Raw genomic sequence first — 23,285 nt, 5'->3', positions numbered from 1 at the left:
AGCCATGACTACCGCCGAAGCGCACTTCGCCGCCCTCCTTGAACACGAGACCGACTGCTGGGACACCCACGCCGCGATCAGCGACGGCAGCCGCGACTTCGTGCTGCTCGACGTCCGCTCGCCCGAGCTGTACGCCGCCGGCCACCTGCCCGAGGCCGTGAGCCTCCCGCACGGGCGGATCGTCGAGCGCAACCTCGCCGACTATCCGGCCGACACCGCCTTCGTCGTCTACTGCGCCGGCCCACACTGCAACGGCGCCGACAAAGCCGCTCTCCGCCTCGCTCGCCTCGGCCGCCCCGTGAAGAAGATGATCGGCGGTGTCACCGGCTGGATCGACGAGGGGTTCGAGTTGGTCCGCTGAGGCGGCGAATGTGGGCGACCGGTCGCGGGTGGCGCCCGCCGACCCCGGCTCGTGCGTACGCCGGTCGCTGGGGCGGCGCGTCGGCCGGACGGCGATCGCGGTGGTACCTCGCCGCTGCGGCCGCCGCGGCCAAGCCCCTTGACGCTTCCTCGCGTACGCCCGAGCCGGCGCCGCCGGGCGCGGTTGATTCGTTGCCTTCGGTCGTGTGGAACAGCGGGCCGGAAGTGGTAGAAGAGCAGGTCCAGGTGAAAGTCGGTGGTGCCGACGCGGAGCGGGACCTGTCGGCCGACGAACGCGAACCCGGGGCCCAGCTCGGCGAGGAAGCCGGTCAGCTTCGTGACGATGGCATCCTCCAGTTGCCGCTCGGTATGGCCGGCGTCCAGCGAGAGGAAGTCGAGACGGTACGGATCCTTCACCAAACCGCGAACCGGGTCGGACTCGAGCGGGCTGGTCGGGGTGAGTGCGGGCGTCGGGGAGTCGTTGCTGCGCGTGTGCAGGCTCGTGGAGATGTGGGTGATCAGCACGTTCCTGGACCAGCCGTGCTCCACTGCTTTGGCCGTGTACCAGCGTCTGACTTCCGGGTCACTGACCTTGTCCAGCAGAACGGTGACGTGGCCCCAAGGCAATTGGGCAACAAGCTGTTGCCCAATTGGATCGGCGTAGATCCGCGCCGCCGTTCGGCAGTACCGCAGGTTCCTGCCGGAGAAGCCCCGGACGCCTGGAAACTCCGCACGCAGGTCCTCGGCGAGCCTCGCGATCACCTTCGTGCCCCAGCCTTCGTCGACCTGGCGATCTAGGATGAGGCGGCCGATCGCGAGGTACATCTCGACCAGTTCGGTGTTGACTCGGCGTACGGCGCTGACTTGGGCATGCCGCACCCGGTCCTTGATCTCGACCAGCAGCTCGGCGTAGCCGGCCAGCTCGGCGGTGTGGGGCGGTACGACGTCGCGACGCATGGCGCCGACCGTAGGTCGCACCCGAGCCTCTCACCAGGGCGCGCCGAGGCTCTGTGGATAACTCGTTCGGCCACCTCGTAGGCTCGCCTGCATGAGCGGACGAGTGGTGCACTTCGAGATTCCGTTCGCCGACGGTGAGAAGGCTCGGGAGTTCTACCGTGAGGCGTTCGGCTGGGTGGTGACGGAGCCGCCCGGCATGTCCTACGCGCTGGCCGCGACCGGGCCTACCGACAACGGCGCGCCGACCGAGCCGGGTTTCATCAACGGCGGACTACTGCGGCGGGAGAGTCCCAACGACAGTCCGATCGTGGTGATCGAGGTCGACGACATCGACACCTCGCTCGCACGGATCGAGGAGCTCGGCGGGACCACGGTGCTGGCCAAGCAGGCGGTCGGCGAGATCGGGCACGCGGCGTACTTCAAGGACGTGGACGGCAACATCATGGGTCTGTGGCAGAGCGCCTAGTCTGAACTACGTGCCGCCTGCCCTGACCTTGCTCGACGGCGTGCGGTGGCACGCCAGACCGGTGGTCGGTGAGCGCTCCCAGACCCTGCTCGCGGTGCTCGCCCGCCACCCACGAGACGGCGTCAGCGACGACCGGCTGGTCGACGAGCTGTGGGGCGAGGCGCCGCCGGCGAACCCGACCAAGGCCCTCCAGGTCGTGGTGTCACGGACTCGGTCCGCGACCTCGGCCGAGCTGGTCGCGCGGACGCCGCACGGCTACCGGCTCGGCACCGACGCCGCCGAGGTCGACGTACTCCTCCTCGACCAGCTGGTACGGCGCGCCCAGGACGCGCTTGCCCACGGCGATCCCACTTCTGCCAGGGTCAGCGCCCAGGAGGCCATTGACCTCACGTGGGGGACGACGGGCGACCCCGAGGACGGACCGCTCGGCGAGCTCCGAGCCCGGGCCGCGCGGCAGGCCGGCGCGGCACGCCAGCTCCTGGGCGCCGCACTGAGCAAGGCTGGCGAACATGAGGCCGCGCTCCCACTGCTCGAGGCGGCGACCACAGAGCGGCCGACCGACGAGGAGCTGCTGGTCGCGCTGCTGCGCAGCGAGGCGGCGGTGCGCGGCGCTGCCGCGGCCCTGGAGCGCTACGAGCAGTACCGGGTCGGGCTCGCCGACCGCCTCGGCGCCGACCCCGGCCCACCGCTCCGGCGCCTTCACCAGGAGCTGTTGGCCGCCGACCGCCCGGTACGCGAGGGCCTGCACTTCGAGGCCTCGAGCCTGCTCGGCCGCGACGACGACGTCCGCGCGCTGCGGGCACTCGTGCACACCAACCGGGTCACCTCGATCGTGGGTGCCGGCGGGCTCGGCAAGACCCGGCTGGCCCATGTGGTCGGCCGCGAGGCCGAGCAGCCCGTCGTGCACTTCGTCGAGCTGGTCGGCGTCACCTCGCCCGACGACGTGGTCGGCGAGGTCGGCTCGGTGCTCGGCGTACGAGACTCGGTCGCCGGCCACCGGGTGCTGACCCCGGCGCAGCGCTCCGACGTACGCGCTCGGATCGCGCAGCATCTCGACCAGTCCCCGGCGATGCTGATCCTCGACAACTGCGAGCACGTCATCGACGCGGCGGCTGACCTGGTCGCGTTCCTGGTCGCGACCACCCGGGACCTGCGGGTGGTGACCACCAGCCGGGCCCCGCTCAACCTCGCCGCCGAGCGGGTCTACCTGCTCGGCCAGCTGCAGACGACCGACGCCGTACAGCTGTTCCGGCAGCGTGCGGTGGCGGCCCGCCCGGGCGTCACCCTCGACGACGCCGCGGTCGGCGACATCGTGACCCGGCTGGACGGGCTGCCGCTGGCGATCGAGCTGGCGGCCGCCAAGGTGCGGGTGATGTCGGTCGAGGACATCGGCCGCCGCCTGGAGAACCGGTTCGCGCTGCTGCGCGGCGGTGACCGGACCGCCCCCGACCGGCACCAGACTCTGCTCGCGGTCATCGACTGGTCCTGGAACCTGCTCGAGGAGCCGCAGCGGCGTGCGCTGCGCTGGCTGAGCATCTTCCACGACGGGTTCACGCTGGACACCGCCGAGACCGTGCTCGGGCTCGACGCCGACCCGCTCGGCCAGGTGCAGGCGCTGGTCGACCAGTCGCTGCTGACGGTGACCGAGGGGCGCAGCGGGGTGCGCTACCGGATGCTGGAGACGGTCCGCGAGTTCGGCCGGATGCAGCTGGTCGACGCCGGCGAGGACGCCGCCGCGCTCGGCGCCCAGACCGCGTGGGCGGTGGCGTACGCCCGGCACCGCGCGCACCGGATGTACGGTGCGGATCAGGTCGACCTGATGGACGAGGTCCGGGTCGAGGAGACCAACCTCGCCGACGTACTCCGCCGGGTGCTGGCGATCCCCGAGCCGGAGTCGGCGGTCGCGCTGCTCGGTTGCCTCGGCTCCTTCTGGTCGATCAGCGGTCAGCACGAGCGGCTGATCGCGGTGATCGACGCGGTCGAGGACGCGCTGCGGGACTGGGAGCCGCCGGCGGACGCGGTCGACGACACCCGACTGGCGCTGTCGATCATGCTGGTCAACGTGATGATCGCGTCGGCGATGGACGCACCCGCCGCGCGCACCACCTTGGCGGCGCTCGGCCCCGGTGACCCGGGCTCGGCCGTGGCCGGGATCGCCTCGATCATCCTCGCCCTGCACGGCGACCACCCGGAGAATTCCATCGCCAAGCTGGAGGAGCTGAGTAGGCACCCCGACCGCCAGATCGCGAGCAGCGCCCACCAGTGGTTGAGCCATCACCTGGAGAACTCCGGCGACCCGGCTGCCGCGATCGAGTCGGCTCGGCGAGCGCTGGAGCTGGCGAGCGACGAGGACGGGCCGTGGGGTCGAGCGGTCATCCACACCCAGCTGTCCAGCCTGTACGCGCAGTTCGGTGACCTCGAGGTCGCCGGCCGGCACTCTCGAGAGGCGATCCCGCTGCTGGACCGGCTGGGGGCGGTCGACGACGCCGTTCAGACCCGGGCCGCACTGGCCATGGCCGAGGTGGCGCGTGGCCGCCTCGACGAGGCCAACCGGATCCTCGACGAGTGCCGCGTCCAGACCCGGCACGCGTCGCTGAACGCATCGGTCGTCGTCCAGTGCAGCGAGGCCGAGGTGGCGCTGGCCGGCGGCGACGTGGACGGCGGGCTGCGGATCTACCGCGAGGCGGTCGAGACGATGCGCACGCTGGTCTACCCCGGGGTGTCCATCGAGTCCGGGATCGCGCCATGGACCCTGTTCGGCGAGGCCAACACGCTGGCGGCGTACACCCAGTACGGCACCGGCCAGGACGGCCGCGATCTGTACGACGCCCTGATGGGCAAGCTGTCCGGCATCTTCAGCGACGACTTCCGCTTCTTCGACTACCCCGTGTCCGGCGTGGTGCTCTACTCCCTCGGCCGGTGGGCGCTGCGGCACGGCACCCTCGACCCGCACGACGCCTGCCGGATGCTGGTCCTCGCCAACCGCTTCGCCTACAACCGCTACGCGCCGACCGTCGCCTGGAAGCACGCCGTGGCTGCCGCCGAGGAGGTGGCGCCCGGCCTGCTCGCCGACGTGGAGAAGGAGTACGGCGAGCGGCGCGGTTCCGACGTACTGGAGGACGTCCGGGCGCTGAGCGACCGGCTGTCCGGCTAGGTGTGACGACGAAAACGTCGGCCCGCACGCGGCAGACCAACGTTTCCGTGACGGACTATCCCGGCCTCGCGCCTCACATCCGCTTGCGGAAGCTGCGGACGGCGAGGGGGGCGAAGATTCCGATCACGACCGCGCAGCCGATCAGTGCGTAGACCACGTGCATGGTGACGTCGCCGTTGTTGGCCAGGTCGCGGGCGGCTGAGACCACCTGCGAGACCGGGTTGACCTTGACGAACGCCTCCAGCCAGCCGGGCATGGTGTCGGACGGGACGAACGCGTTGGACAGGAAGGTAAGCGGGAACATGATCATCAGCGAGATGCCCTGGACGCCGGTGGCGCTGCGACCGATGGTGCCGACCCAGGTGAAGATCCAGGCCATCGACCAGCCGCACAGGATCAGCAGCAGGCCGGCGGCGACCACACCGAGGAACCCGCCGCCCGGCCGGTACCCGATCGCGACGCCGACCGCGAAGGTCAGCACGGTCGCGATCGTGTAGCGGATCAGGTCGGCCATCATCGGTCCGGCCAGCGGTGCGATCCGCGCGATCGGCAGAGACTTGAACCGGTCGAAGACGCCCTTGTCCATGTCCTCCCGCAGCTGTACGCCGGTCGCGACGCACGCGGTCAGGACGGTCTGGGCGAGGATGCCGGGGATCATCAGCGGCAGGTAGCTCTCGACGTCGCCGGAGATCGCGCCACCGAAGATGTAGGCGAACATCGCGGTGAACAGCAGCGGCTGGATCACGACGTCGAACAGCTGCTCCGGGTTGCGGCGCATCTTCTTGGTGGCCCGCCAGGCGAGCGTCATGGTCTGGCTGAGGGTCTCCCGCACGGAGACGTGCGGCTTGGTCTCGGCCACCACGTCGGGCCGGGTGGCCGCGGCCTTCTCGATACTCAGGGTGGTCATCGGGCAACCTCGTCGTTCTGCTCGGTCTGGTCGTCGGTGCTGTCGGTGCCGTGCCCGGTGAGGGCCATGAAGACCTCGTCCAGGCTGGGCTTGCGGACGCTCACCGAGGCCACGGAGACCTCGGCGGTACGCAGCGCGATGAGTACGTCGGCGGCCTGGTCGGCCTGGTTGAGCGGGACGTTGATCCGGCCGGACTCGGGGGTCAGCACCGGCTCCTCCTGGAGCAGCCGCCGTACGACGTCACTCGCGACCGACAGGTTGGCCGGGTCGAGCAGGTCCAGCTGGAGCGTGGAGTTGCCGACCGAGCTCTTCAGCTCGTCCGAGGTCCCCTCCGCCACCTTCTGTCCGCGGTCGATCACCGCGATCCGGTCGGCGAGCTGGTCGGCCTCGTCGAGGTACTGCGTGGTCAGCAGCACCGTGCAGCCGTCGGAGACCAGGTCGCGGATGGTGTCCCACATCTGGCCGCGGGTGCGCGGGTCAAGGCCGGTGGTCGGCTCGTCGAGGAAGATCAGCGGCGGCCGGGTGATCAGGCTGGCGGCCAGGTCGAGCCGGCGCCGCATGCCGCCGGAGAACTGCGAGATCGGCCGGTTGGCGGCCTCCTCGAGCCCGAACTGGCCGAGCAGTACGTCGGCGGTCTTGCGCGCCCGGGTCGAGGAGAGACCCTGCAGGCGGCCGAACATCCAGAGGTTCTCGATCGCGGTCAGGTTCTCGTCGACCGAGGCGTACTGGCCGGTGACGCCGACCAGCTGCCGGACCACGTGCGGGCTGCGGGCCACGTCGACGCCGAAGATCTCGGCGTACCCACTGTCGATCCTGAGCAGCGTCGCGAGCATCCGGAGCATGGTCGTCTTGCCGGCGCCGTTGGGTCCGAGTACGCCGAAGATCTGGCCGGTCGGCACCACGAGGTCGATCCCGTCGACCGCACGGTTGTCGCCGAACGCCTTCACCAGTCCTTCGGTGCGGACGGCGATGTCAGTGACGCGGCGAGCCGCCGCGTGCTGCGGGGAGATGGTGTCTGTCGTCATGCCGCAGACTCTGGGCCCGCCGGGTTTCACCGCACCCTCGCCCTGGTTTCACCCACCCCACCGCGGTTTCACAGGGCTGTCGACGGCTATGCATACGTGGTATACATACTCAGTATCTATCGGCCACGGGGGCCGGTAGCCACACCTGAGGAGGCGCCGATGTCGGTGCGACAGGCGCTGTTGGCGCTGCTGGAGCAGGGGCCGATGTACGGCTACCAGCTGCGGGCGGAGTTCGAGAGGCGGACCGGGTCGACCTGGCCGCTCAACGTCGGCCAGGTCTACACCACGCTCGCGAGGCTGGAGCGGGACGGCCTGGTCGAGGGCACGGGTACCGACGACGAGGGCCACGTCATCTACCGCGTGACCGAAGCGGGCGAGGACGAGGTGGCCGCGTGGTTCACCACTCCGGTCTCCCGCTCCCACCCGCCGCGGGACGAGCTGGCGATCAAGCTGGCCCTGGCCGTGACCGTGCCTGGTGTCGACGTGGGCGCGGTCATCCAGGGTCAGCGGACGGCGACCATGGCCGCGCTGCAGGACTACACCCGGCTCAAGCGCACCGGTCGCGCGGCCCTGCCCGGCGCCGCCACCGACCCCGCGGACCTGGCGTGGAGTCTGGTGCTGGACTCGCTGGTGTTCGCCGCGGAGGCGGAGATCCGGTGGCTCGACCACTGTGAGGCGCGGCTGCGTCGGGTGGCCGCGACCCGGGACGACGTACGGCGACCCGGCGAGGCGCCGGCGGCCGAGAACGCGACGGACAAGGCGGCCCGGCGATGAGCGCCATACTCGAGCTCGCCGATGTCACCCGGATCCACGGTTCGGGTGCAACCGAGGTGCGGGCGCTGCGCGCCGTCCACTTCCATGCCCACGCCGGCGAGCTGGTCGCGGTCATGGGACCGTCGGGCTCCGGGAAGTCGACCCTGCTGACCCTGGCCGGCGGGCTGGACCAGCCGACCCATGGCGCGGTCCGGGTGGAAGGCGTCGACCTCGCGTCGCTGGGCTACAAGGGCCGGGCCCGGATGCGGCGTACCTCGATCGGCTACGTGTTCCAGGACTTCAACCTGATCCCCGCCCTCACGGCCGCCGAGAACGTAGCGCTGCCGCGCGAGCTCGACGGTGCGCGCGCGGGCGTGGCCCGCCGGGCCGCGCTGCAGGCGCTGGAGGAGGTCGGGATCGGTGAACTCGCCGACCGCTTCCCGGACGAGATGTCGGGCGGCCAGCAGCAGCGGGTCGCGATCGCGCGGGCGGTCGTGGGCGAGCGCCGGCTGATTCTCGCCGACGAGCCGACCGGCGCCCTCGACACCGACACCGGCGAGGAGATCCTGCGGCTGCTGCGCGCGCGGTGTGACGCGGGAGCGGCCGGCGTACTCGTCACGCACGAGGCGCGGCACGCGGCCTGGGCCGACCGGGTGGTGTTCCTGCGCGACGGCGTGGTCGTCGACGAGAGCGGGACCGACCCGGCCGAGTCGCTGCTCGAGTCGGACGCGGCCCGGTGATGCGGGGCTGGCGGCCGCTGCTGCGGCTGGCCTGGCGCGACGCCCGGCGGGCGCGGGGGCGCAGCATCCTGGTCCTGGTGATGATCGCGCTGCCGGTCATGGCGGTCACTGCCGCCGACGTGGTGATCGCGACCCAGGACGTCACGAGCGCGGAGAGCCTCGACCGCCGGCTGGGATCGGCGGATGCACTCGTCTCCGTGGACCCGTACTCGTCCAACGTCATCCAGTCCTTCGATCCTGATGACGGGATGGGCTCGAGTGCCGGCGCCCAGGAGGGCAACGGCCACACCTTCGCCGACGTACGCCGGGTACTCGGGTTCGATACCCGCAGCCTGGAACTGCGCGACGGCGAGATCAGGGTGACTACGGACATGGGGGTCGCCAGCGCGATGGCGACCGAGGTCGACGCGACCGATCCGATGACCACCGGGATGTTCCGGCTGTCGGCCGGCCACTACCCGAAGTCCGACGACGAGGCGGTGGTCAACCAGGCCCTCGCCGACCGCGGCTTCAGCGTCGGCGACCGGCTCGAGGTGGTCGACGGGCACACGCTCACCGTGGTGGGCATCGCGGAGTCCGGATCGTTCCGCAACCCGGCCTATGTGCTGGCTCGCCCTGGAGCCCTCGGTCTGACCGATGAGACCGGTCGGCCGCGCTGGCTGGTCGAGACGGGCCCGGTGTCGTGGGACGAGGTCCGCGAGCTGAACAAACTTGGCGCGACCGTGCTCTCCCGGTCCGTGATCGAGAACCCGCCCCCGAAGTCCGAGCTCCCACCCGAGATCACCACCGCCACGACCGACGATGCCTGGCTCGCGATCGTCGTCCTGGTGGTGTCGATGGCACTGCTGGAGGTAGTGCTGCTCGCGGGACCGGCGTTCGCGGTGAGCGCGCGCCGACAGTCGCGGACGATCGCGCTGATGGCGGCGACCGGCGCCACGCCCGAGCAGGCCCGGAGGCTGGTGCTCGCCGGCGGGATCGTGCTCGGCGGGATCGCGGCGGTCGCCGGGGTGGCCATCGGCATTGTTGTCGGCTGGCTGGCGGCGCCGTTGGTGCAAGGTCTCTCCGACAGCAGGTTCGGGCCGTTCGACGTGCCCTGGCTCCATCTGCTGGGCATCGCGGCGTTCGGGCTGGCGAGCGCGGTCCTAGCGGCCGTCGTACCCGCCTCGATCGCGTCGCGGCAGGACGTCGTCGCCGTCCTCGCCGGCCGTCGTGGCGACCGTAGGCCGTCCCTGCGCTCGCCGATACTCGGCCTGGCGCTGCTCGGCGCCGGCATCGCGGCCTCGGTGTACGGCGCCAACCAGACGTCGATGGGTGAGGTCTTCATCGCAGGGTCAGCGGTCGTAGCGGTCCTGGGCATGCTCCTGCTCGTTCCCGTTGCGATCGTGGGGCTGGCGCGGATCTCGCGCCGGCTGCCGCTGCCGCTGCGGTTCGCCGTCCGCGACGCGGCTCGGCACCGCACTCGGACCGTCCCCGCCGTGGCCGCCGTGGCCGCGACCGTTGCCGGCGTCGTTGCTCTGGGCATCGCGGTCACGAGCGATGCGGCCGAGGCCGAGGCGACGTACACCGAGCAGCTGCCGACGGGGATGGCCCAGGTGACCGGCTTCTACTCCAACTCCGGGCGCATCAAGCCGGGGCAGTGGGATCGGTACGCGGCAGTGGTGGCGGGCGAGCTGCCGGAGCATCGCGTCGTTCGGGTCTCCGGCGTCCCTGAGGACGAGACGGTGATCGGATTCAAGGTCCCCGGTGCACCGACGCTCCTCACGATCCACGCATCGGCGCTCGGCAGCTCGGTCCTCGTCGACGACGAGCTGCCCGCGGGACTTGGCATCCAGGAGGCCGATCGGACACGGGCTGGGCGGGCGCTGGCTCGCGGTGACGCAGTTGTGCTCGCCGACCAGTCTGTGGCCGCCGACCAGGTCACCGTCCTGGTCGAGCGGTTCAGCGACGACGGCGCCAGCACGTCATCGAAGCACGAGCGCTTGCCCGCGGTCTTCGTGCAGCCTGAGGGTCAGGTCGCCATGGCGCAGGCGGTGCTCCCGCCTGCAGTTGCCGAGCGGATCGGGCTGGAGGTCGCGACGGTCTCACTGCTTATCGATGGTCCGGTGACCGAGTCGGCCGAGACGGACCTGCAGGAGGCGCTCGCCGCGGTATCGCCGGACGCATCGCTGTACGTCGAGCGCGGCTACCGGGCCGAGGACGCGACCGTGATCGTCCAGCTGGTGCTGGCCGTGCTCGGCGGCGTACTGATGCTGGGCGGCACCCTCACCGCCACCTTCCTCGCGCTCTCGGATGCGCGGCCCGACCTCGCCACCCTGGCAGCGGTCGGCGCGGCGCCGCGGTCGCGGCGGCTGGTGGGCGCGGCGTACGCACTGGTGGTGGGGTTGGTGGGCGCCGTTCTCGGCGCCGCGGTCGGGTTCATCCCGGGGATCGCGATCACCTATCCGCTGACCAGCAACGCGTGGACCGGTTCCGGTCCGGAGGGGATGCCGAGCCACTACCTCGACGTGCCGTGGTTGCTGATCCTGGGCCTGGTCGTCGGGCTCCCGCTGCTGACGGCGACGGTGGTCGGGCTGTCGGCCCGATCCCGGCTACCCACGATCGCCCGCATCGACTGACCCGGCCCGGCCCGTGTCGACGCAGAAACGCGCCGCCAGCGGAGCCCCGGGTCAACAACCAGTATTCGCAGGCTCAGACAAGTTGCTGACCCGGCCCGTCTTCACACGCGAGGCGTGAATACGGGCCGGGTCAGCGTCGTACGGCGTGAATACCGGCCGGGTCAGCGGGCTTACTGCGGGGGTGCGGGCTGCTCGACGACGACGGTGGTGAGGATCTTGTCGGTCAGCGTCTGGCGCTTCTGGTCCCAGAGCGGCCACAGGTAGTCGATGTAGCAGAACTGGTTGATCACGCCGTGCAGCAGCCAGCGGACCAGGGCCATCGCGGCGCCGATCGGCTGCTGCGGGTTGTCCTCCTTGATCAGCCGGATGCCGACCTTGCGCTTGCCGTAGGTGTAGCCGGTGCGCCCCTGGTCGAGGACGTAGTTCTGGATGTTGCGCCACAGCGCCCACAGCGCGCCGCCGATGTAGCAGAGCACGCCGACGAGCAGCAGGATCGTGCCGATCGCGTCACCGATCGCGCCGCCGATGATGGCGAGCAGAACGCCGCCGAAGATCAGGGCGATCGCCGGCCAGACGTAGACGATGTCCCAGAGGGTGCCCGTCGCGCGCTGGCCCCACGAGGCGTAGCCGCCCTGCTGGCCGCCGTACTGCTGGGGCTGGCCGTACTGGCCGCCGCCGTACTGCTGCGCCGGCGGCTGGGGCTGACCGTAGCCGCCGCCCTGCTGCGGGTAGCCCTGCGGAGGCTGACCCTGCGGAGGCTGACCCTGCGGCGGGTAACCGCCGGGCTGCTGCGGCTGCTGGGGGTAGCCCTGCTGGCCCCCTTGGTACGGCGGCTGCTGAGGCTGTCCCGGCTGACCGCTCCACTGACCGGGCTGCTGCGGCGGCTGACCGGGCTGGCCGGGCTGTCCCGGCGGGCCCTGACCGGCCGGCGGCTGCGGCACGCGACCAGGCCGGATCTGCGTCTTCGGCGGGTCGTACGGGTTGGGCTGGTTCGGGTCCTGGCTCATACCGAGGTGCTCCGTTGCATTCTCCGATTGCGTGGTCATGAGAATCCAAGCACGTCAGAGGGGGTCTCGTCGCGGTCCCTCACCTCGCACAGGGGGAGAAATGGTGGCCCGAAGGGGCAGCATCACACTCGGAAGAAAAAGTCAGGCTTGACTGTTTGTGTGTACGGAGACCAAGATTGAGCGCATGACGACCGCCCGATTGCCGAGGGTGCCGCAGGAGGAGCGCACCCGCGTGATGCGCCAGCGGCTGCTGGACGCGACGGTCGAGCTGCTCGTCGAACGCGGCTGGAGCGGTACGTCGACCACGCTGGTCTCGCAGCGCGCGGGCGTGAGCAGGGGCGCCCAGCTGCACCACTTCCCGACCAAGAACGCCCTGGTCATCGCCGCCGTCGAGCACCTCCAGCAGCAGCGCGGCGCCGAGCTCAAGGACGCGGTGGCCGGGCTGCCGACGGGTGCCCGGCGTACCCGCGCCGTCCTCGACGTGCTGGCCGAACAGTTCGCCGGCCCGCTCTTCGCCGCCGCGCTCGAGCTCTGGGTGGCCGCGCGCACCGACCCCACGCTCCGCGCCAGCGTGGCGCCGCTGGAGCAGCGGATCGGCCGCGACGTCCACCGCCGGACGGTGGCGGTGCTGGGCGCCGACGAGTCACAGCCGGGGGTGCGCGAGCTGATCCAGGCGACCCTCGACCTGATCCGCGGGCTCGGCCTCGCCAACACCATCTCCGACGACCGCGCCCGCCGCGACCGGATCCTCGACCAGTGGGCTGTGCTGCTTGACCAGACCCTCGACCGCCGCCCTGAAGCTCAGGCACTGAAGGAGACCACCACGTGAACGACCTGCTCGAGTCCGTCCTTGCCGACCTCGCCGCGGAGAGCGGTGCGCTCGATGAGGCGGTCGCCTCGCTCACCGACGAGCAGTGGCGGCAGCCCACGCCGGCGGAGGGCTGGACCATCGCCCACCAGGTCATCCATCTGGCCTGGACCGACGAGGCGGCGGTCAAGGCGGCCGGGCCGAAGGCCGACTGGGATGCCTTCCTCACCGAGATGTTCGAGCTCGGCGTCGGCGACGCCGTCGACCGCACCGCCGGCGAGGGGGCCACGATGACTGGGTCCGCGATCCTCACCCGCTGGCGCGGCTCGCGCGCCGACCTGGCGGCGACGCTCCGCGGCGTACCCGACGGCCAGAAGCTGCCCTGGTTCGGGCCGCCGATGAGCCCGGTGTCGATGGCGACGGCCCGGTTCATGGAGACCTGGGCGCACGGCCTCGACGTGTACGACGGCCTCGGGGTCACCGTCGAGCCGACCGACCGGATCCGGCACGTCGTCCACATCGGCGTCCGGACCCGGAACTTCGCCTTCCAGAACAACGGGCTGGAGCCGCCTGCCGAGGAGTTCCGGGTCGAGCTGACAGCGCCGTCCGGCGAGGTCTGGACCTACGGGCCGGAGGACGCGGTACAGCGGGTGACCGGCTCGGCGTACGACTTCTGTCTCCGGGTCACCCAGCGCCGGCACCGCGACGACCTCGACCTGAAGGCGACCGGACCCGACGCCGACCAGTGGCTCGACATCGCGCAGGCGTTCGCCGGACCGTCGGGTGCGGGCCGGGAGGCGACCCGTGCCTGACCCGATCAAGATCGCGAACTGCTCCGGCTTCTACGGCGACCGGCTGTCGGCGATGCGCGAGCAGCTGGAGGGCGGCGACCTGGACGTGGTCACCGGCGACTATCTCGCCGAGCTGACCATGCTGATCCTCGCCCGCGACACTTATCGGGACGCCTCGCTCGGCTACGCCAAGACCTTCGTCACCCAGGTGGAGGACTGCCTCGGCCTGGCCATGGAGCGGGGCGTGAAGATCGTCAGCAACGCCGGGGGCCTCAACCCGGCCGGCCTCGCCGACAAGCTGCGCGAGGTCGCCAAGGCGCTCGGTCTGGACGCCAACGTCGCCCACGTCGAGGGCGACGACCTGCGCGGCAGCCCGGCGCTCGAGGCACCCAACGCGCTGTCAGTCAACGCATACCTCGGCGGCTTCGGCATCGCCCGGGCGCTCACCGAGGGCGCCGACATCGTGGTCACCGGCCGGGTCACCGACGCGTCGGTGGTGGTCGGCCCGGCCGTCGCGCACTTCGGCTGGACGCCCGAGCAGTACGACGAGGTCGCCGGCGCCGTCGTCGCCGGCCACATCATCGAGTGCGGAGCGCAGGCGACGGGCGGCAACTTCTCCGGCTTCCGCAGCCTGCCGGCGGCGAGTCGCGCTAAGCCGCTCGGCTTCCCGATCGCCGAGATCGCCGCTGACGGCAGCTGCGTGATCACCAAGCACGCCGGCACCGGAGGCGCGGTCACCGTCGACACGGTCACCGCGCAGCTGGTCTACGAGATCCAGTCGGCCCGCTATCTCGGGCCCGACGTCACCACCGACCTGACCTCCATCTCGCTCGAGCAGGACGGCGAGGACCGGGTTCGGGTCAGCGGCATCCGCGGCGAGGCGCCGCCGCCGCAGCTCAAGGTCTGCGTCAACGAGCTCGGCGGGCACCGGAACATGGTCGAGTTCGTGCTGACCGGGCTGGACATCGAGGCGAAGGCCGAGTGGGTGCAGGCACAGTTCGAGGCGGGCCTCGGCGACAACGCGCCGTCCTCGCTGAGCTGGAGCCGCAGCGACACCGCCCACCCGGACGCGGCCTCCGAGGAGGCGGCGTCGACGATCCTGCGCTGCATCGCGCGGGACCTGAAGCCGGAGCCGGTCGGCAAGGCCTTCTCGTCGGCGGCGGTCGAGCTTGCACTCGCGTCGTACCCGGGCTTCACGATGACCGCGCCGCCCGGCCGCGGCGCGCCGTACGGCGTCTACCGGCCGGCCTATGTCGACCGGGACGCCGTCACCCACACGGTGGTGCTGGCCGACGGCACCCGGATCACGATCGACGACCCATCGGTCGGCCCGGGGCTGGACGGCCCCGACCGGACGGGCCTCCGGGTCTCGCCGTACCCGGCGCCGCAGGATTCGGTCACCCGCAACGTGCCGCTCGGCAGGTTCGTCCACGCCCGCTCCGGCGACAAGGGCGGCGACGCCAACCTCGGCCTGTGGGTCATGCACGACGGCTCGGAGAAGTACGCCGACCGCGTCACCTGGCTGAGCAAGCTGATCACGCCGAAGAAGATCCGCGAGCTCATCCCGGAGGCGGCCGACCTCGAGGTCGAGGTCTACACGCTGCCCAACCTCGGCGGCGTCAATGTGCTGATCCGTGGGCTGCTCGGGGAGGGCGTCTCGTCGTCCACCCGGTTCGACCCGCAGGCCAAGGGCCTCGGCGAGTGGGTCCGTTCCCGTCTCGTCCACATCCGTGAGGAGCTGCTATGACCGCGACCGACCGGCAGGCGATCGGCGACCTGGCGCGGGAGTTCGTACGCCGCGAGGTCGTGCCGAACCTCGACCAGTGGGAGGACGCCGGCGAGATCCCGCGGGAGCTCCACCTCGCAGCGGCCAAGCAGGGCCTGCTCGGGATCGGCTTCCCGGAGGAGTACGGCGGCTCCGGCGGCGACCTGTCCGACATCGTCACCGCAACCGAGGCGATGCTGGAGGCGGGCGCCTCGAGCGGGCTGCTGGCAGGGCTGTTTACCCATGGCATCGCGCTGCCGCATATGGCCACGGTCGGCAACCCGGACCTGATCGAGCGGTTCGTCCGGCCGACCCTGGCTGGCGAAAAGATCGGCTCGCTCGCGGTCACCGAGCCGGGCGGTGGTTCGGACGTCGCCGGCATCACCACCCGCGCGGTGCGCGACGGCGACCACTACATCGTCACCGGCGCCAAGACCTTCATCACCAGCGGCGTCCGCGCCGACTTCGTGACCACCGCGGTCCGCACCGGCGGCCCCGGCCACGCAGGGATATCGCTGTTGGTCGTCGAGAAGGGCGCGCCGGGCTTCACCGTCACTCGCGGCCTGAAGAAGATGGGCTGGCTCTGCTCCGACACCGCCGAGCTGGCTTTCGACGAGGTGCGGGTGCCGGTCGCCAACCTGGTCGGCGAGGAGGGCAGCGGCTTCTATCAGATCGCCGAGCAGTTCGTGGCCGAGCGGATCTCGCTCGCGGTGCACGCCTACGGCATCGCCGCCCGCAGCCTGGCCCTCGCCGCGGCGTACACCAAGGAGCGGGACACCTTCGGCAAGCCGCTGGCCTCGCGCCAGGTGGTCAGACATCGGCTGGTCGAGATGCACCGGAAGGTGGAGACGGCCCGGATCTACACCCACCACGTCGTCGACCGGCACGTCGCTGGAGAGAACGTGATCGCGGAGGCCTGCCTGGCCAAGAACACCGCGGTCGAGGCGTGCGAGTGGGTGGTCAGCCAGGCGGTGCAGCTGTTCGGCGGCGCCGGCTACATGCGTGAGTCCGAGGTGGAGCGGCACTACCGCGACGCCCGGATCCTGGGAATCGGAGGAGGCGCGACCGAGGTGCTGAACGACCTGGCCGCACGACTGTTGGGGTACGCCGGATGAGCGAGCGACGTACCGCCATGCTCGAGAAGCTGGCGGCCCTGGACGAGGAGCACGCCAAGGCGGTGGCCGGCGGCGGGGAGAAGTACGTCGAGCGGCACCACAAGCGCGGCAAGCTGCTGGCCCGGGAGCGGATCGAGCTGCTGGTCGACGAGGGCTCGCCGTTCCTGGAGCTGATGCCGCTGGCCGGCTGGGGGTCGGACTTCAACGTCGGCGCCTCGCTGGTCGTGGGCATCGGCGTGGTGTCTGGCGTGGAGTGCATGATCACCGCCAACGACCCGACGATCAAGGGCGGCGCCTCCAACCCGTGGACGCTGAAGAAGGGGTTCCGGGCCGCGCAGATCGCGGAGGAGAACCGGCTGCCGACGGTCTCGCTGGTGGAGTCCGGCGGCGCCGACCTGCCCACCCAGAAGGAGATCTTCATCCCGGGCGGCCGGATGTTCCGCGACCTGACCAGGTCGAGCGCCCGCAAGCAGCCGACGATCGCGCTGGTGTTCGGCAACTCGACCGCCGGCGGCGCCTACATCCCGGGCATGAGCGACTACACGGTGATGGTCAAGGAGGGCGCCAAGGTGTTCCTTGGGGGCCCGCCGCTGGTGAAGATGGCGACCGGCGAGGAGTCGGACGACGAGTCGCTCGGCGGCGCCGAGATGCACGCGCGCACCTCGGGCCTGGCGGACTACCTCGCCCAGGACGAGTACGACGCGATCCGGATCGGCCGCCGGATCGTGGCCCGGCTCAACTGGCGCAAGGCCTCCGGGCCGGTGCCGGCGTACGCCGAGCCGGACGCCGACCCCGACGAGCTGCTCGACCTGATCCCGACCGACCTGAAGGAGCCGTTCGACCCGCGTGAGGTGATCTCACGGCTCTGCGACGGCAAGGGCCCGGGGAACGAGGTCGCCTTCGACGAGTTCAAGCCGCTCTACGGTTCGTCGCTGGTCACCGGCTGGGCGCGGCTGCACGGCCGCCCGATCGGCATCCTCGCCAATGCGCAGGGCGTGCTGTTCTCGGAGGAGGCCCAGAAGGCGACCCAGTTCATCCAGCTCGCCAACCAGACCGACACCCCGCTGCTGTTCCTTCACAACACGACCGGCTACATGGTTGGCAAGGAGTACGAGCAGGGCGGCATCATCAAGCACGGCGCGCAGATGATCAACGCGGTCTCCAACTCTCGCGTGCCCCATCTGAGCGTGATCATGGGCGCGTCGTACGGCGCCGGCAACTACGGCATGAACGGCCGCGCCTACGACCCGCGCTTCCTCTTCACCTGGCCCTCGGCCAAGTCCGCCGTGATGGGTCCGGCCCAGCTGGCCGGCGTACTCCAGATCGTGGCGCGGGCCGCGGCCGAGGCGAAGGGCCAGGAGTACGACGAGAAGGGCGGCGCCGAGATCGCCGCGCTGGTCGAGGCCGGGGTCGAGGAGCAGAGCCTGCCGTTCTTCCTGTCCGGGATGGTCTACGACGACGGCGTGATCGACCCGCGCGACACCCGCACCATCCTCGGCATTTGCCTGTCCGTCATCGACAACACGCCCATCGAGGGCACCGACCGCTTCGGCGTCTTCAGGATGTGAGCGCGTGATTACGAGACTTCTTGTCGCGAACCGGGGCGAGATCGCGCGCCGGGTCTTCCGGACCTGCCGCGACCTCGGCATTTCGACGGTCGCGATCCACTCCGACGCCGATGCGGGGATGCCGTTCGTCGGCGAGGCGGACCTGGCGATCCGGCTCCCGGGCAACACGCCGGCCGAGACTTATCTCCGCGGCGAGCTGGTCATCGAGGCGGCGCAGCGGGCGGGCGCGGACGCGATCCATCCGGGTTACGGCTTCCTATCCGAGAACGCCGACTTCGCGCGCGGGGTCATCGACGCCGGCCTGACCTGGGTCGGACCCGACCCGGAGTCGATGGAGAAGATGGCCACCAAGGTCGAGGCCAAGGCACTGATGGCGGCGGCTGGTGTGCCGGTGCTGACCGAGCTCGCGCCGGCCGACGTCACCGAGGCCGACCTGCCGATCCTGGTGAAGGCGTCGTCGGGTGGCGGCGGCCGCGGCATGCGCGTCGTACGCACGCTGGCCGAGGTTGCCGGTGCCGTCGAGCTGGCCTCGGCGGAGGCCGCGAGCGCGTTCGGCGACCCGACGGTGTTCTGTGAGCCGTACGTCGAGAACGGCCGCCATGTCGAGGTGCAGCTGGTCGGCGACCGCGACGGCAACGTCGAGGTGTTCGGCGAGCGGGACTGCTCGGTGCAGCGGCGGCACCAGAAGGTGATCGAGGAGACGCCCGCGCCCGGCCTCAGCGAGGAGACCCGCGCGGCGCTGCACGAAGCGGCCCGGCAGGCCGGCAAGGCGATCTCGTACGTCGGCGCCGGCACCGTCGAGTTCCTGCTGTCCGGCGACCGCTTCTTCTTCCTCGAGATGAACACCCGCCTCCAGGTGGAGCACCCCGTCACCGAGCTGGTCACCGGTACCGACCTGGTCGCACTCCAGCTCGCCGCGGCCGAGGGAACGCCGGTCGCGCCCCTTGGTTTCGAGACGGTCGCAGAACGACCTCCTCAACCGGCGGGGCGCGGGCATGCGGTTGAGGTGCGGTTGTACGCCGAGGATCCGGCTGCCGGCTACCAGCCGCAGAGCGGGCGGCTGCGGCGGTTCGAGGTGCCGGGCGTGCGGGCGGAGTTCGAGAACCCGTCGTCGTACGGCATCCGGCTCGACTCCGGCGTCCGCGCCGGCGACGAGATCGGCACCTTCTACGACGCGATGATCGCCAAGGTGATCGCCTGGGCGCCGACCCGCGAGCAGGCGCTGCGCCAGCTCGCCGGTGCGCTGGAGCGGGCCGAGATCCACGGCCTGCGCACCAACCGCGACTTGCTCGTCAGCCTGCTCCGCGACCCGGTCGTGGTGGCCGGCGACATGCACACGACCTATCTCGACGGTCTCGAAGCCCTCGGAGGCGGACCCGACGCCGACACGGTGGCGCTTGGCGGCTTCGCAGCCGCGGTCGCGCTCGCCGAACGAGCGCGGCTCGCCTCGCTGCACCACTCCCGGATCCCGGCCGGCTGGCGCAACGTCGTCTCGCAGCCCCAGCTCACGACGTTCGTCACCGACGACGACACGGAGCTTGAGGTGCGCTGGTACGGCGGCCGCCAGTTCCGCTCCGCCGACCTCGACGGCGTCGTGGTGGAGCGGGTCGAGCACGGCGACGAGACGACCACGGTGACGCTCGGCGGCGACGGTGTGAGCCGCTGGTTCGTCGTCCACGTCGACTACGAGGCCATCGACGTGGAGTCCCCGCTCGGCCACGTCGCGCTGACCAAGCTGCCGCGGTTCGTCGACCCGGCGGATGCGGTGGCGAGCGGCTCGCTGCTGGCGCCGATGCCGGGCAGCGTCGTCACCGTCGCGGTGGCACCCGGGGACCGGGTCGAGGCGGGACAGCAGGTGCTCGTGCTCGAGGCCATGAAGATGCAGCACTCAGTGACGGCTCCCCACAACGGCGTGGTGACCGAGATCGACGTCAAGCCAGGAGACCAGGTGTCTGCCGGAGCGGTGCTCGCGGTGGTCTCCCAAGATGAAACTGTGGAGGAACAAGGATGAGCGGGTTCAGCGAGTCGGAGGAGCGTCAGGAGCTCCGCAAGCAGGTGGCCAAGCTGGCGGCGACGTACGGTCCGTCGTACTTCGAGAAGCAGGCCCGCAGCGGCGAGAAGACCACCGAGCTGTGGCTGGCCATCGGCAAGCAGGGCTACATGGGCGTCAACATCCCCGAGGAGTACGGCGGCGGTGGGGGCGGCGTCGGCGACGTGGCGGCTGTCTGTGAGGAGCTGGCCGCGCAGGGCTGTCCGCTGCTGATGATGGTGGTCTCACCGGCGATCTGCGGCAGCGTGATTGCCCGGTTCGGGACCGAGGAGCAGAAGCGGCGCTGGCTGCCCGGCATCGCCGACGGCACCGAGACGATGGCGTTCGCAATCACCGAGCCGGACGCCGGCTCCAACTCCCACAAGATCACCACCACCGCGCGCCGCGACGGTGACGAGTGGCTGCTGACCGGCCGCAAGGTCTTCATCTCCGGCATCGACGAGGCGGCCAACGTGCTGATCGTGGCCGTCACCGAGGACGCACGGCGCAAATCGGGAGGGCCAGGCAAGCTGAAGCCCTGCCTGTTCGTCGTGCCGACCGACGCTCCCGGGCTCGAGGCCAACCCGATCGACATGGAGATCGTCTCGCCGGAGAAGCAGTTCGCGGTCTTCCTCGACGACGTCCGGCTGCCCGCGGACGCGCTGGTCGGCGACGAAGACGCAGGCCTGCTGCAGCTGTTCGCCGGCCTCAACCCGGAGCGGATCATGGCCGCATCGTTCTCCACCGGCATCGCCCGGTACGCGCTGGAAAAGGGCGTCGCCTACTCCAAGGAGCGCGAGGTCTTCGGCGTACCGATCGGCGCGCACCAGGGCGTGTCCTTTCCGCTCGCCGAGTCCAAGATCGAGATCGAGCTGGCCCGGCTGATGACCCAGAAGGCCGCCGCGCTCTACGAGGCAGGCGACGACATGGCCGCGGGCGAGGCCGCCAACATGGCCAAGTACGCCGCCGCCGAGGCCGCCTGCAACGTCGTGGACCGCGTCGTCCAGGTGCACGGCGGCAACGGCATCACCCGGGAGTACGGCGTCGCCGCGCTCCTGGTCGCCGTCCGCGTCGGTCGGATCGCGCCGGTCAGCAGGGAGATGGTCCTGAACTTCATCTCGACCTTCTCCCTCGGCCTGCCCAAGTCCTACTGATGGTCCCGCTGGTTGAGGAGGTCGCGCAGCGACCGTCTCGAAACCAAGGGACAGCCGACCGTTGCCTTGGTTTCGAGACGGTTGCTAGAGCAACCTCCTCAACCAGCGGCAATGCCGTTACCGCAATGGGACGAAGCGGTAATACCCGTGCTCAGTGACCTCGAGGTCGGTGCCGTCGCGGACCACGAGCTTCATCACGCCCGCGACCGGGATCACCAGCCGGCCTGGGTCGCCGAGCTGCTCGACGAGCGGCTCGGGCAGGGTCAGCGCCTCGGCGGACACCAGGATCCGGTCGTACGGCGCGTGGTCCGGCGCGCCGAGCAGGCCGGGGTGGGCGAGGGTCAGCGAGGCCCACGGCATCCCGGCCCGGCGCACGTTCTCGGCGCCCCACTTGGCCAGTTCCGGCTCCAGCTCCACACCGAGCACCAGCCCGGTCGGGCCGGTCAGGTGGGCGAGCAGTGCCGTCGTCCAGCCGGATCCGGCGCCGACGTCGAGCACCCGCTGGCCGGGCTGGACGTCGAGCAGCCACAGCATGTCGCGGACCGTCCGCGGCTGGGAGTTGGTCTGGTCGTGCCCGATCGAGATCGGACCGTCGTAGTCGGCGCGCCACCGCTCGAACACCGGGAGGAACCCGGATCGCGGTACCGCGGCAAAGGCCGCCTGGACGGCGTCCATCCTCCGAGTCTCCCACCCCTGGCTAGGGTCGGCCCGTGACTGAACTCCTCGACACCACCACCCGAGCGCTGCGCCGGATTGCGATCGGCCAGCAGGTCAAGGGCCGGCTGCCCGGCGTCGCGGCCGGAGTCGCCCGGCACGGCAAGCTGATCTGGAACGACGGCATCGGCAGCGCCGACCTGACCGAGCCGGACCGAGCGCCCGGCCCGGACGACCAGTTCCTGATCGCGTCGAACACCAAGACCTTCACCGCCGTGATGATCATGCAGCTGCGCGACGAGGGCCGGCTCACCCTCGACGACACGCTCGACCAGCACCTGCCCGAGGTGACCCACCCCGGGATCACGATTCGGCAGATGCTGTCGCACAGCTCCGGGATGCAGCGCGAGCCGGTCGGCGACATCTGGGACAAGCTCGTGATGCCCGACCGGGCCGAGCTGTTCGCCGGGCTCGTCGAGGCCGAGCGGGTGCACCTGCCGCACCACCTGTGGCACTACTCCAACCTGATGTACAACCTCCTCGGTGAGGTCATCGCCCGCCTCGACGGCACGGAGTGGAGTGCGGCGCTGCAGAGACGGCTGCTCGACCCGCTGGAGCTGCGGCGTACCTCCGTCGGCTTCGACGACGGCCCTCGCTCGCAGTGCTACTACGTGCCGCCGTACTCCGACGTGCCCGTGACCGAGCCGGTCTTCGACCTGAAGGCGTCGGCGCCGTGCGGGGCGCTGGCCAGCACCCTGACCGACCTTGCGACGTGGTCCGGTTTCGTCGCCGACCCGGACCCGGAGATCCTCAGCCCGGACACGCTGGAGGAGATGTGCCAGCCGCAGATCGTGATGGACGTCGAGCGCTGGCAGGGCGCGATGGGGCTCGGCTTCTTCCTGATCCGCTCCGGCCACCGGGTGTACGCCGGCCACACCGGCGGCATGCCCGGCCAGATCAGCGGGCTGTTCACCGATCGGGAGTCCGGCACCGGTGGCGCGGTGCTGATGAACTCGACCTCCGCACCCGACCCGGCTGCCTTCGCGATCGAGCTCGCCGAGCACGTCATCGACCACGACCCCGAGGAGCAGGAGGTCTGGCGGCCGGGCACCACGGTGCCGGAGGAGTACGCCGAGCTGCTCGGCACCTGGTACACCGAGGGCTCGCCCCACGTGTTCTCCGTGCGCGACGGCCGGCTCGAGGCCCGCTCGCCCAAGCTCCCGGACCACAAGCCGTCGTCGGTGTTCGAGAAGGTGGGCGAGGACCTCTACCGCACCGTCGCCGGCCGCGAGCGCGGCGAGCTGCTGCGGGTCACCCGCGACGAGTCCGGTGCCGTGCTCAAGCTCAACTGGGCGACGTACCTGGTCACCCGCGAGCCGCTCCCGTTCGGCGTACAGCCATGATCCGCGCCACCAAC

At 70.9% G+C, this 23,285-nt stretch carries 18 protein-coding genes and 1 pseudogene; 14 read left to right on the top strand and 5 right to left on the bottom strand.

Annotation, left to right across the window (positions count from 1 at the left end; translation table 11 throughout):
* Positions 1–4 precede the first annotated feature (4 nt).
* The gene (locus DDV73_RS29085; protein WP_109506800.1) at positions 5–361 is read left to right on the top strand and encodes a rhodanese-like domain-containing protein; all 357 of its coding nucleotides are present in this window, start codon (positions 5–7) and stop codon (positions 359–361) included.
* Positions 362–594: 233 nt separating this feature from the next.
* Here the strand turns inward: DDV73_RS29085 and DDV73_RS29080 are convergent.
* Positions 595–1,317, bottom strand: a pseudogene (locus tag DDV73_RS29080) (PDDEXK nuclease domain-containing protein); the annotation flags it as partial.
* A gap of 91 nt (positions 1,318–1,408) precedes the next feature.
* Between DDV73_RS29080 and DDV73_RS08405 the strand changes: the two are divergent.
* Positions 1,409–1,783, top strand: coding sequence for a VOC family protein (locus DDV73_RS08405; protein WP_109506798.1), 375 nt, complete (start codon positions 1,409–1,411; stop codon positions 1,781–1,783).
* Between the two features lie 10 nt (positions 1,784–1,793).
* Entirely contained in the window at positions 1,794–4,937 is a 3,144-nt protein-coding gene (locus tag DDV73_RS08400) for an AfsR/SARP family transcriptional regulator (RefSeq protein WP_109506797.1), read from the top strand.
* Positions 4,938–5,010: 73 nt separating this feature from the next.
* Here DDV73_RS08400 and DDV73_RS08395 read toward each other — a convergent pair whose 3' ends face one another.
* Positions 5,011–5,844 carry an ABC transporter permease gene (locus DDV73_RS08395; protein WP_109506796.1) on the bottom strand — a complete coding sequence of 278 codons (834 nt, stop codon included), beginning with the start codon at positions 5,842–5,844 and terminating at the stop codon, positions 5,011–5,013.
* On the bottom strand, positions 5,841–6,869 hold the full coding sequence (locus DDV73_RS08390; protein WP_109506795.1) for an ATP-binding cassette domain-containing protein: 1,029 nt from the start codon (positions 6,867–6,869) through the stop codon (positions 5,841–5,843). The genes DDV73_RS08395 and DDV73_RS08390 overlap by 4 nt, the downstream gene beginning before the upstream one ends.
* 159 nt (positions 6,870–7,028) lie before the next feature.
* Between DDV73_RS08390 and DDV73_RS08385 the strand changes: the two genes are divergently transcribed.
* From DDV73_RS08385 to DDV73_RS08375, 3 genes are read left to right on the top strand one after another with little or no spacing between them, the layout of a single operon-like run.
* Positions 7,029–7,643, top strand: a complete 615-nt coding sequence (locus tag DDV73_RS08385; protein ID WP_109506794.1) for a PadR family transcriptional regulator — start codon at positions 7,029–7,031, stop codon at positions 7,641–7,643.
* The gene (locus DDV73_RS08380; protein ID WP_109506793.1) at positions 7,640–8,362 is read left to right on the top strand and encodes an ABC transporter ATP-binding protein; all 723 of its coding nucleotides are present in this window, start codon (positions 7,640–7,642) and stop codon (positions 8,360–8,362) included. The genes DDV73_RS08385 and DDV73_RS08380 overlap by 4 nt, the downstream gene beginning before the upstream one ends.
* Complete coding sequence (locus tag DDV73_RS08375; protein WP_109506792.1) at positions 8,362–10,977, top strand: FtsX-like permease family protein; 2,616 nt, start codon at positions 8,362–8,364, stop codon at positions 10,975–10,977. The genes DDV73_RS08380 and DDV73_RS08375 overlap by 1 nt, the downstream gene beginning before the upstream one ends.
* A gap of 170 nt (positions 10,978–11,147) precedes the next feature.
* Here the strand turns inward: DDV73_RS08375 and DDV73_RS08370 are convergent, their stop codons facing one another.
* A complete protein-coding gene (locus tag DDV73_RS08370) occupies positions 11,148–11,984 on the bottom strand; it encodes an RDD family protein (protein WP_109506791.1) in 837 nt (278 codons plus the stop codon).
* Between the two features lie 184 nt (positions 11,985–12,168).
* On the opposite strand from DDV73_RS08370, the gene DDV73_RS08365 reads away from it, so the two are divergent.
* The 7 genes from DDV73_RS08365 to DDV73_RS08335 are packed head-to-tail and all read left to right on the top strand — an operon-like array spanning position 12,169 to position 21,214.
* On the top strand, positions 12,169–12,813 hold the full coding sequence (locus tag DDV73_RS08365) for a TetR/AcrR family transcriptional regulator (protein ID WP_109506790.1): 645 nt from the start codon (positions 12,169–12,171) through the stop codon (positions 12,811–12,813).
* Complete coding sequence (locus tag DDV73_RS08360; RefSeq protein ID WP_109506789.1) at positions 12,810–13,604, top strand: TIGR03084 family metal-binding protein; 795 nt, start codon at positions 12,810–12,812, stop codon at positions 13,602–13,604. The genes DDV73_RS08365 and DDV73_RS08360 overlap by 4 nt, the downstream gene beginning before the upstream one ends.
* On the top strand, positions 13,597–15,330 hold the full coding sequence (locus tag DDV73_RS08355) for an acyclic terpene utilization AtuA family protein (protein ID WP_109506788.1): 1,734 nt from the start codon (positions 13,597–13,599) through the stop codon (positions 15,328–15,330). The genes DDV73_RS08360 and DDV73_RS08355 overlap by 8 nt, the downstream gene beginning before the upstream one ends.
* Positions 15,327–16,463: an acyl-CoA dehydrogenase family protein gene (locus DDV73_RS08350; protein WP_109506787.1), complete on the top strand. Its 1,137-nt coding sequence runs from the start codon at positions 15,327–15,329 to the stop codon at positions 16,461–16,463. Before DDV73_RS08355 ends, DDV73_RS08350 begins: the two co-directional genes overlap by 4 nt.
* Positions 16,460–18,031: an acyl-CoA carboxylase subunit beta gene (locus DDV73_RS08345; RefSeq protein WP_109506786.1), complete on the top strand. Its 1,572-nt coding sequence runs from the start codon at positions 16,460–16,462 to the stop codon at positions 18,029–18,031. Before DDV73_RS08350 ends, DDV73_RS08345 begins: the two co-directional genes overlap by 4 nt.
* Positions 18,032–18,035: 4 nt before the next feature.
* Entirely contained in the window at positions 18,036–20,042 is a 2,007-nt protein-coding gene (locus DDV73_RS08340) for an ATP-binding protein (protein WP_109506785.1), read from the top strand.
* On the top strand, positions 20,039–21,214 hold the full coding sequence (locus DDV73_RS08335) for an acyl-CoA dehydrogenase family protein (protein ID WP_109506784.1): 1,176 nt from the start codon (positions 20,039–20,041) through the stop codon (positions 21,212–21,214). The genes DDV73_RS08340 and DDV73_RS08335 overlap by 4 nt, the downstream gene beginning before the upstream one ends.
* A 117-nt stretch (positions 21,215–21,331) precedes the next feature.
* Here DDV73_RS08335 and DDV73_RS08330 read toward each other — a convergent pair whose 3' ends face one another.
* A complete protein-coding gene (locus DDV73_RS08330; protein ID WP_109506783.1) occupies positions 21,332–21,889 on the bottom strand; it encodes a protein-L-isoaspartate O-methyltransferase family protein in 558 nt (185 codons plus the stop codon).
* Between the two features lie 35 nt (positions 21,890–21,924).
* Here DDV73_RS08330 and DDV73_RS08325 point away from each other — a divergent pair, with 35 nt between their 5' ends.
* A complete protein-coding gene (locus DDV73_RS08325) occupies positions 21,925–23,271 on the top strand; it encodes a serine hydrolase domain-containing protein (RefSeq protein WP_109506782.1) in 1,347 nt (448 codons plus the stop codon).
* Positions 23,272–23,285 lie beyond the last annotated feature (14 nt).

Origin of the sequence: Nocardioides speluncae, from assembly GCF_003121585.1 — a bacterium.
GTDB classification, from domain to species: Bacteria; Actinomycetota; Actinomycetes; order Propionibacteriales; family Nocardioidaceae; genus Nocardioides; species Nocardioides speluncae.
Note: the sequence above shows the minus strand (reverse complement) of the source record. Positions and strands in the feature narration are given on the sequence as shown.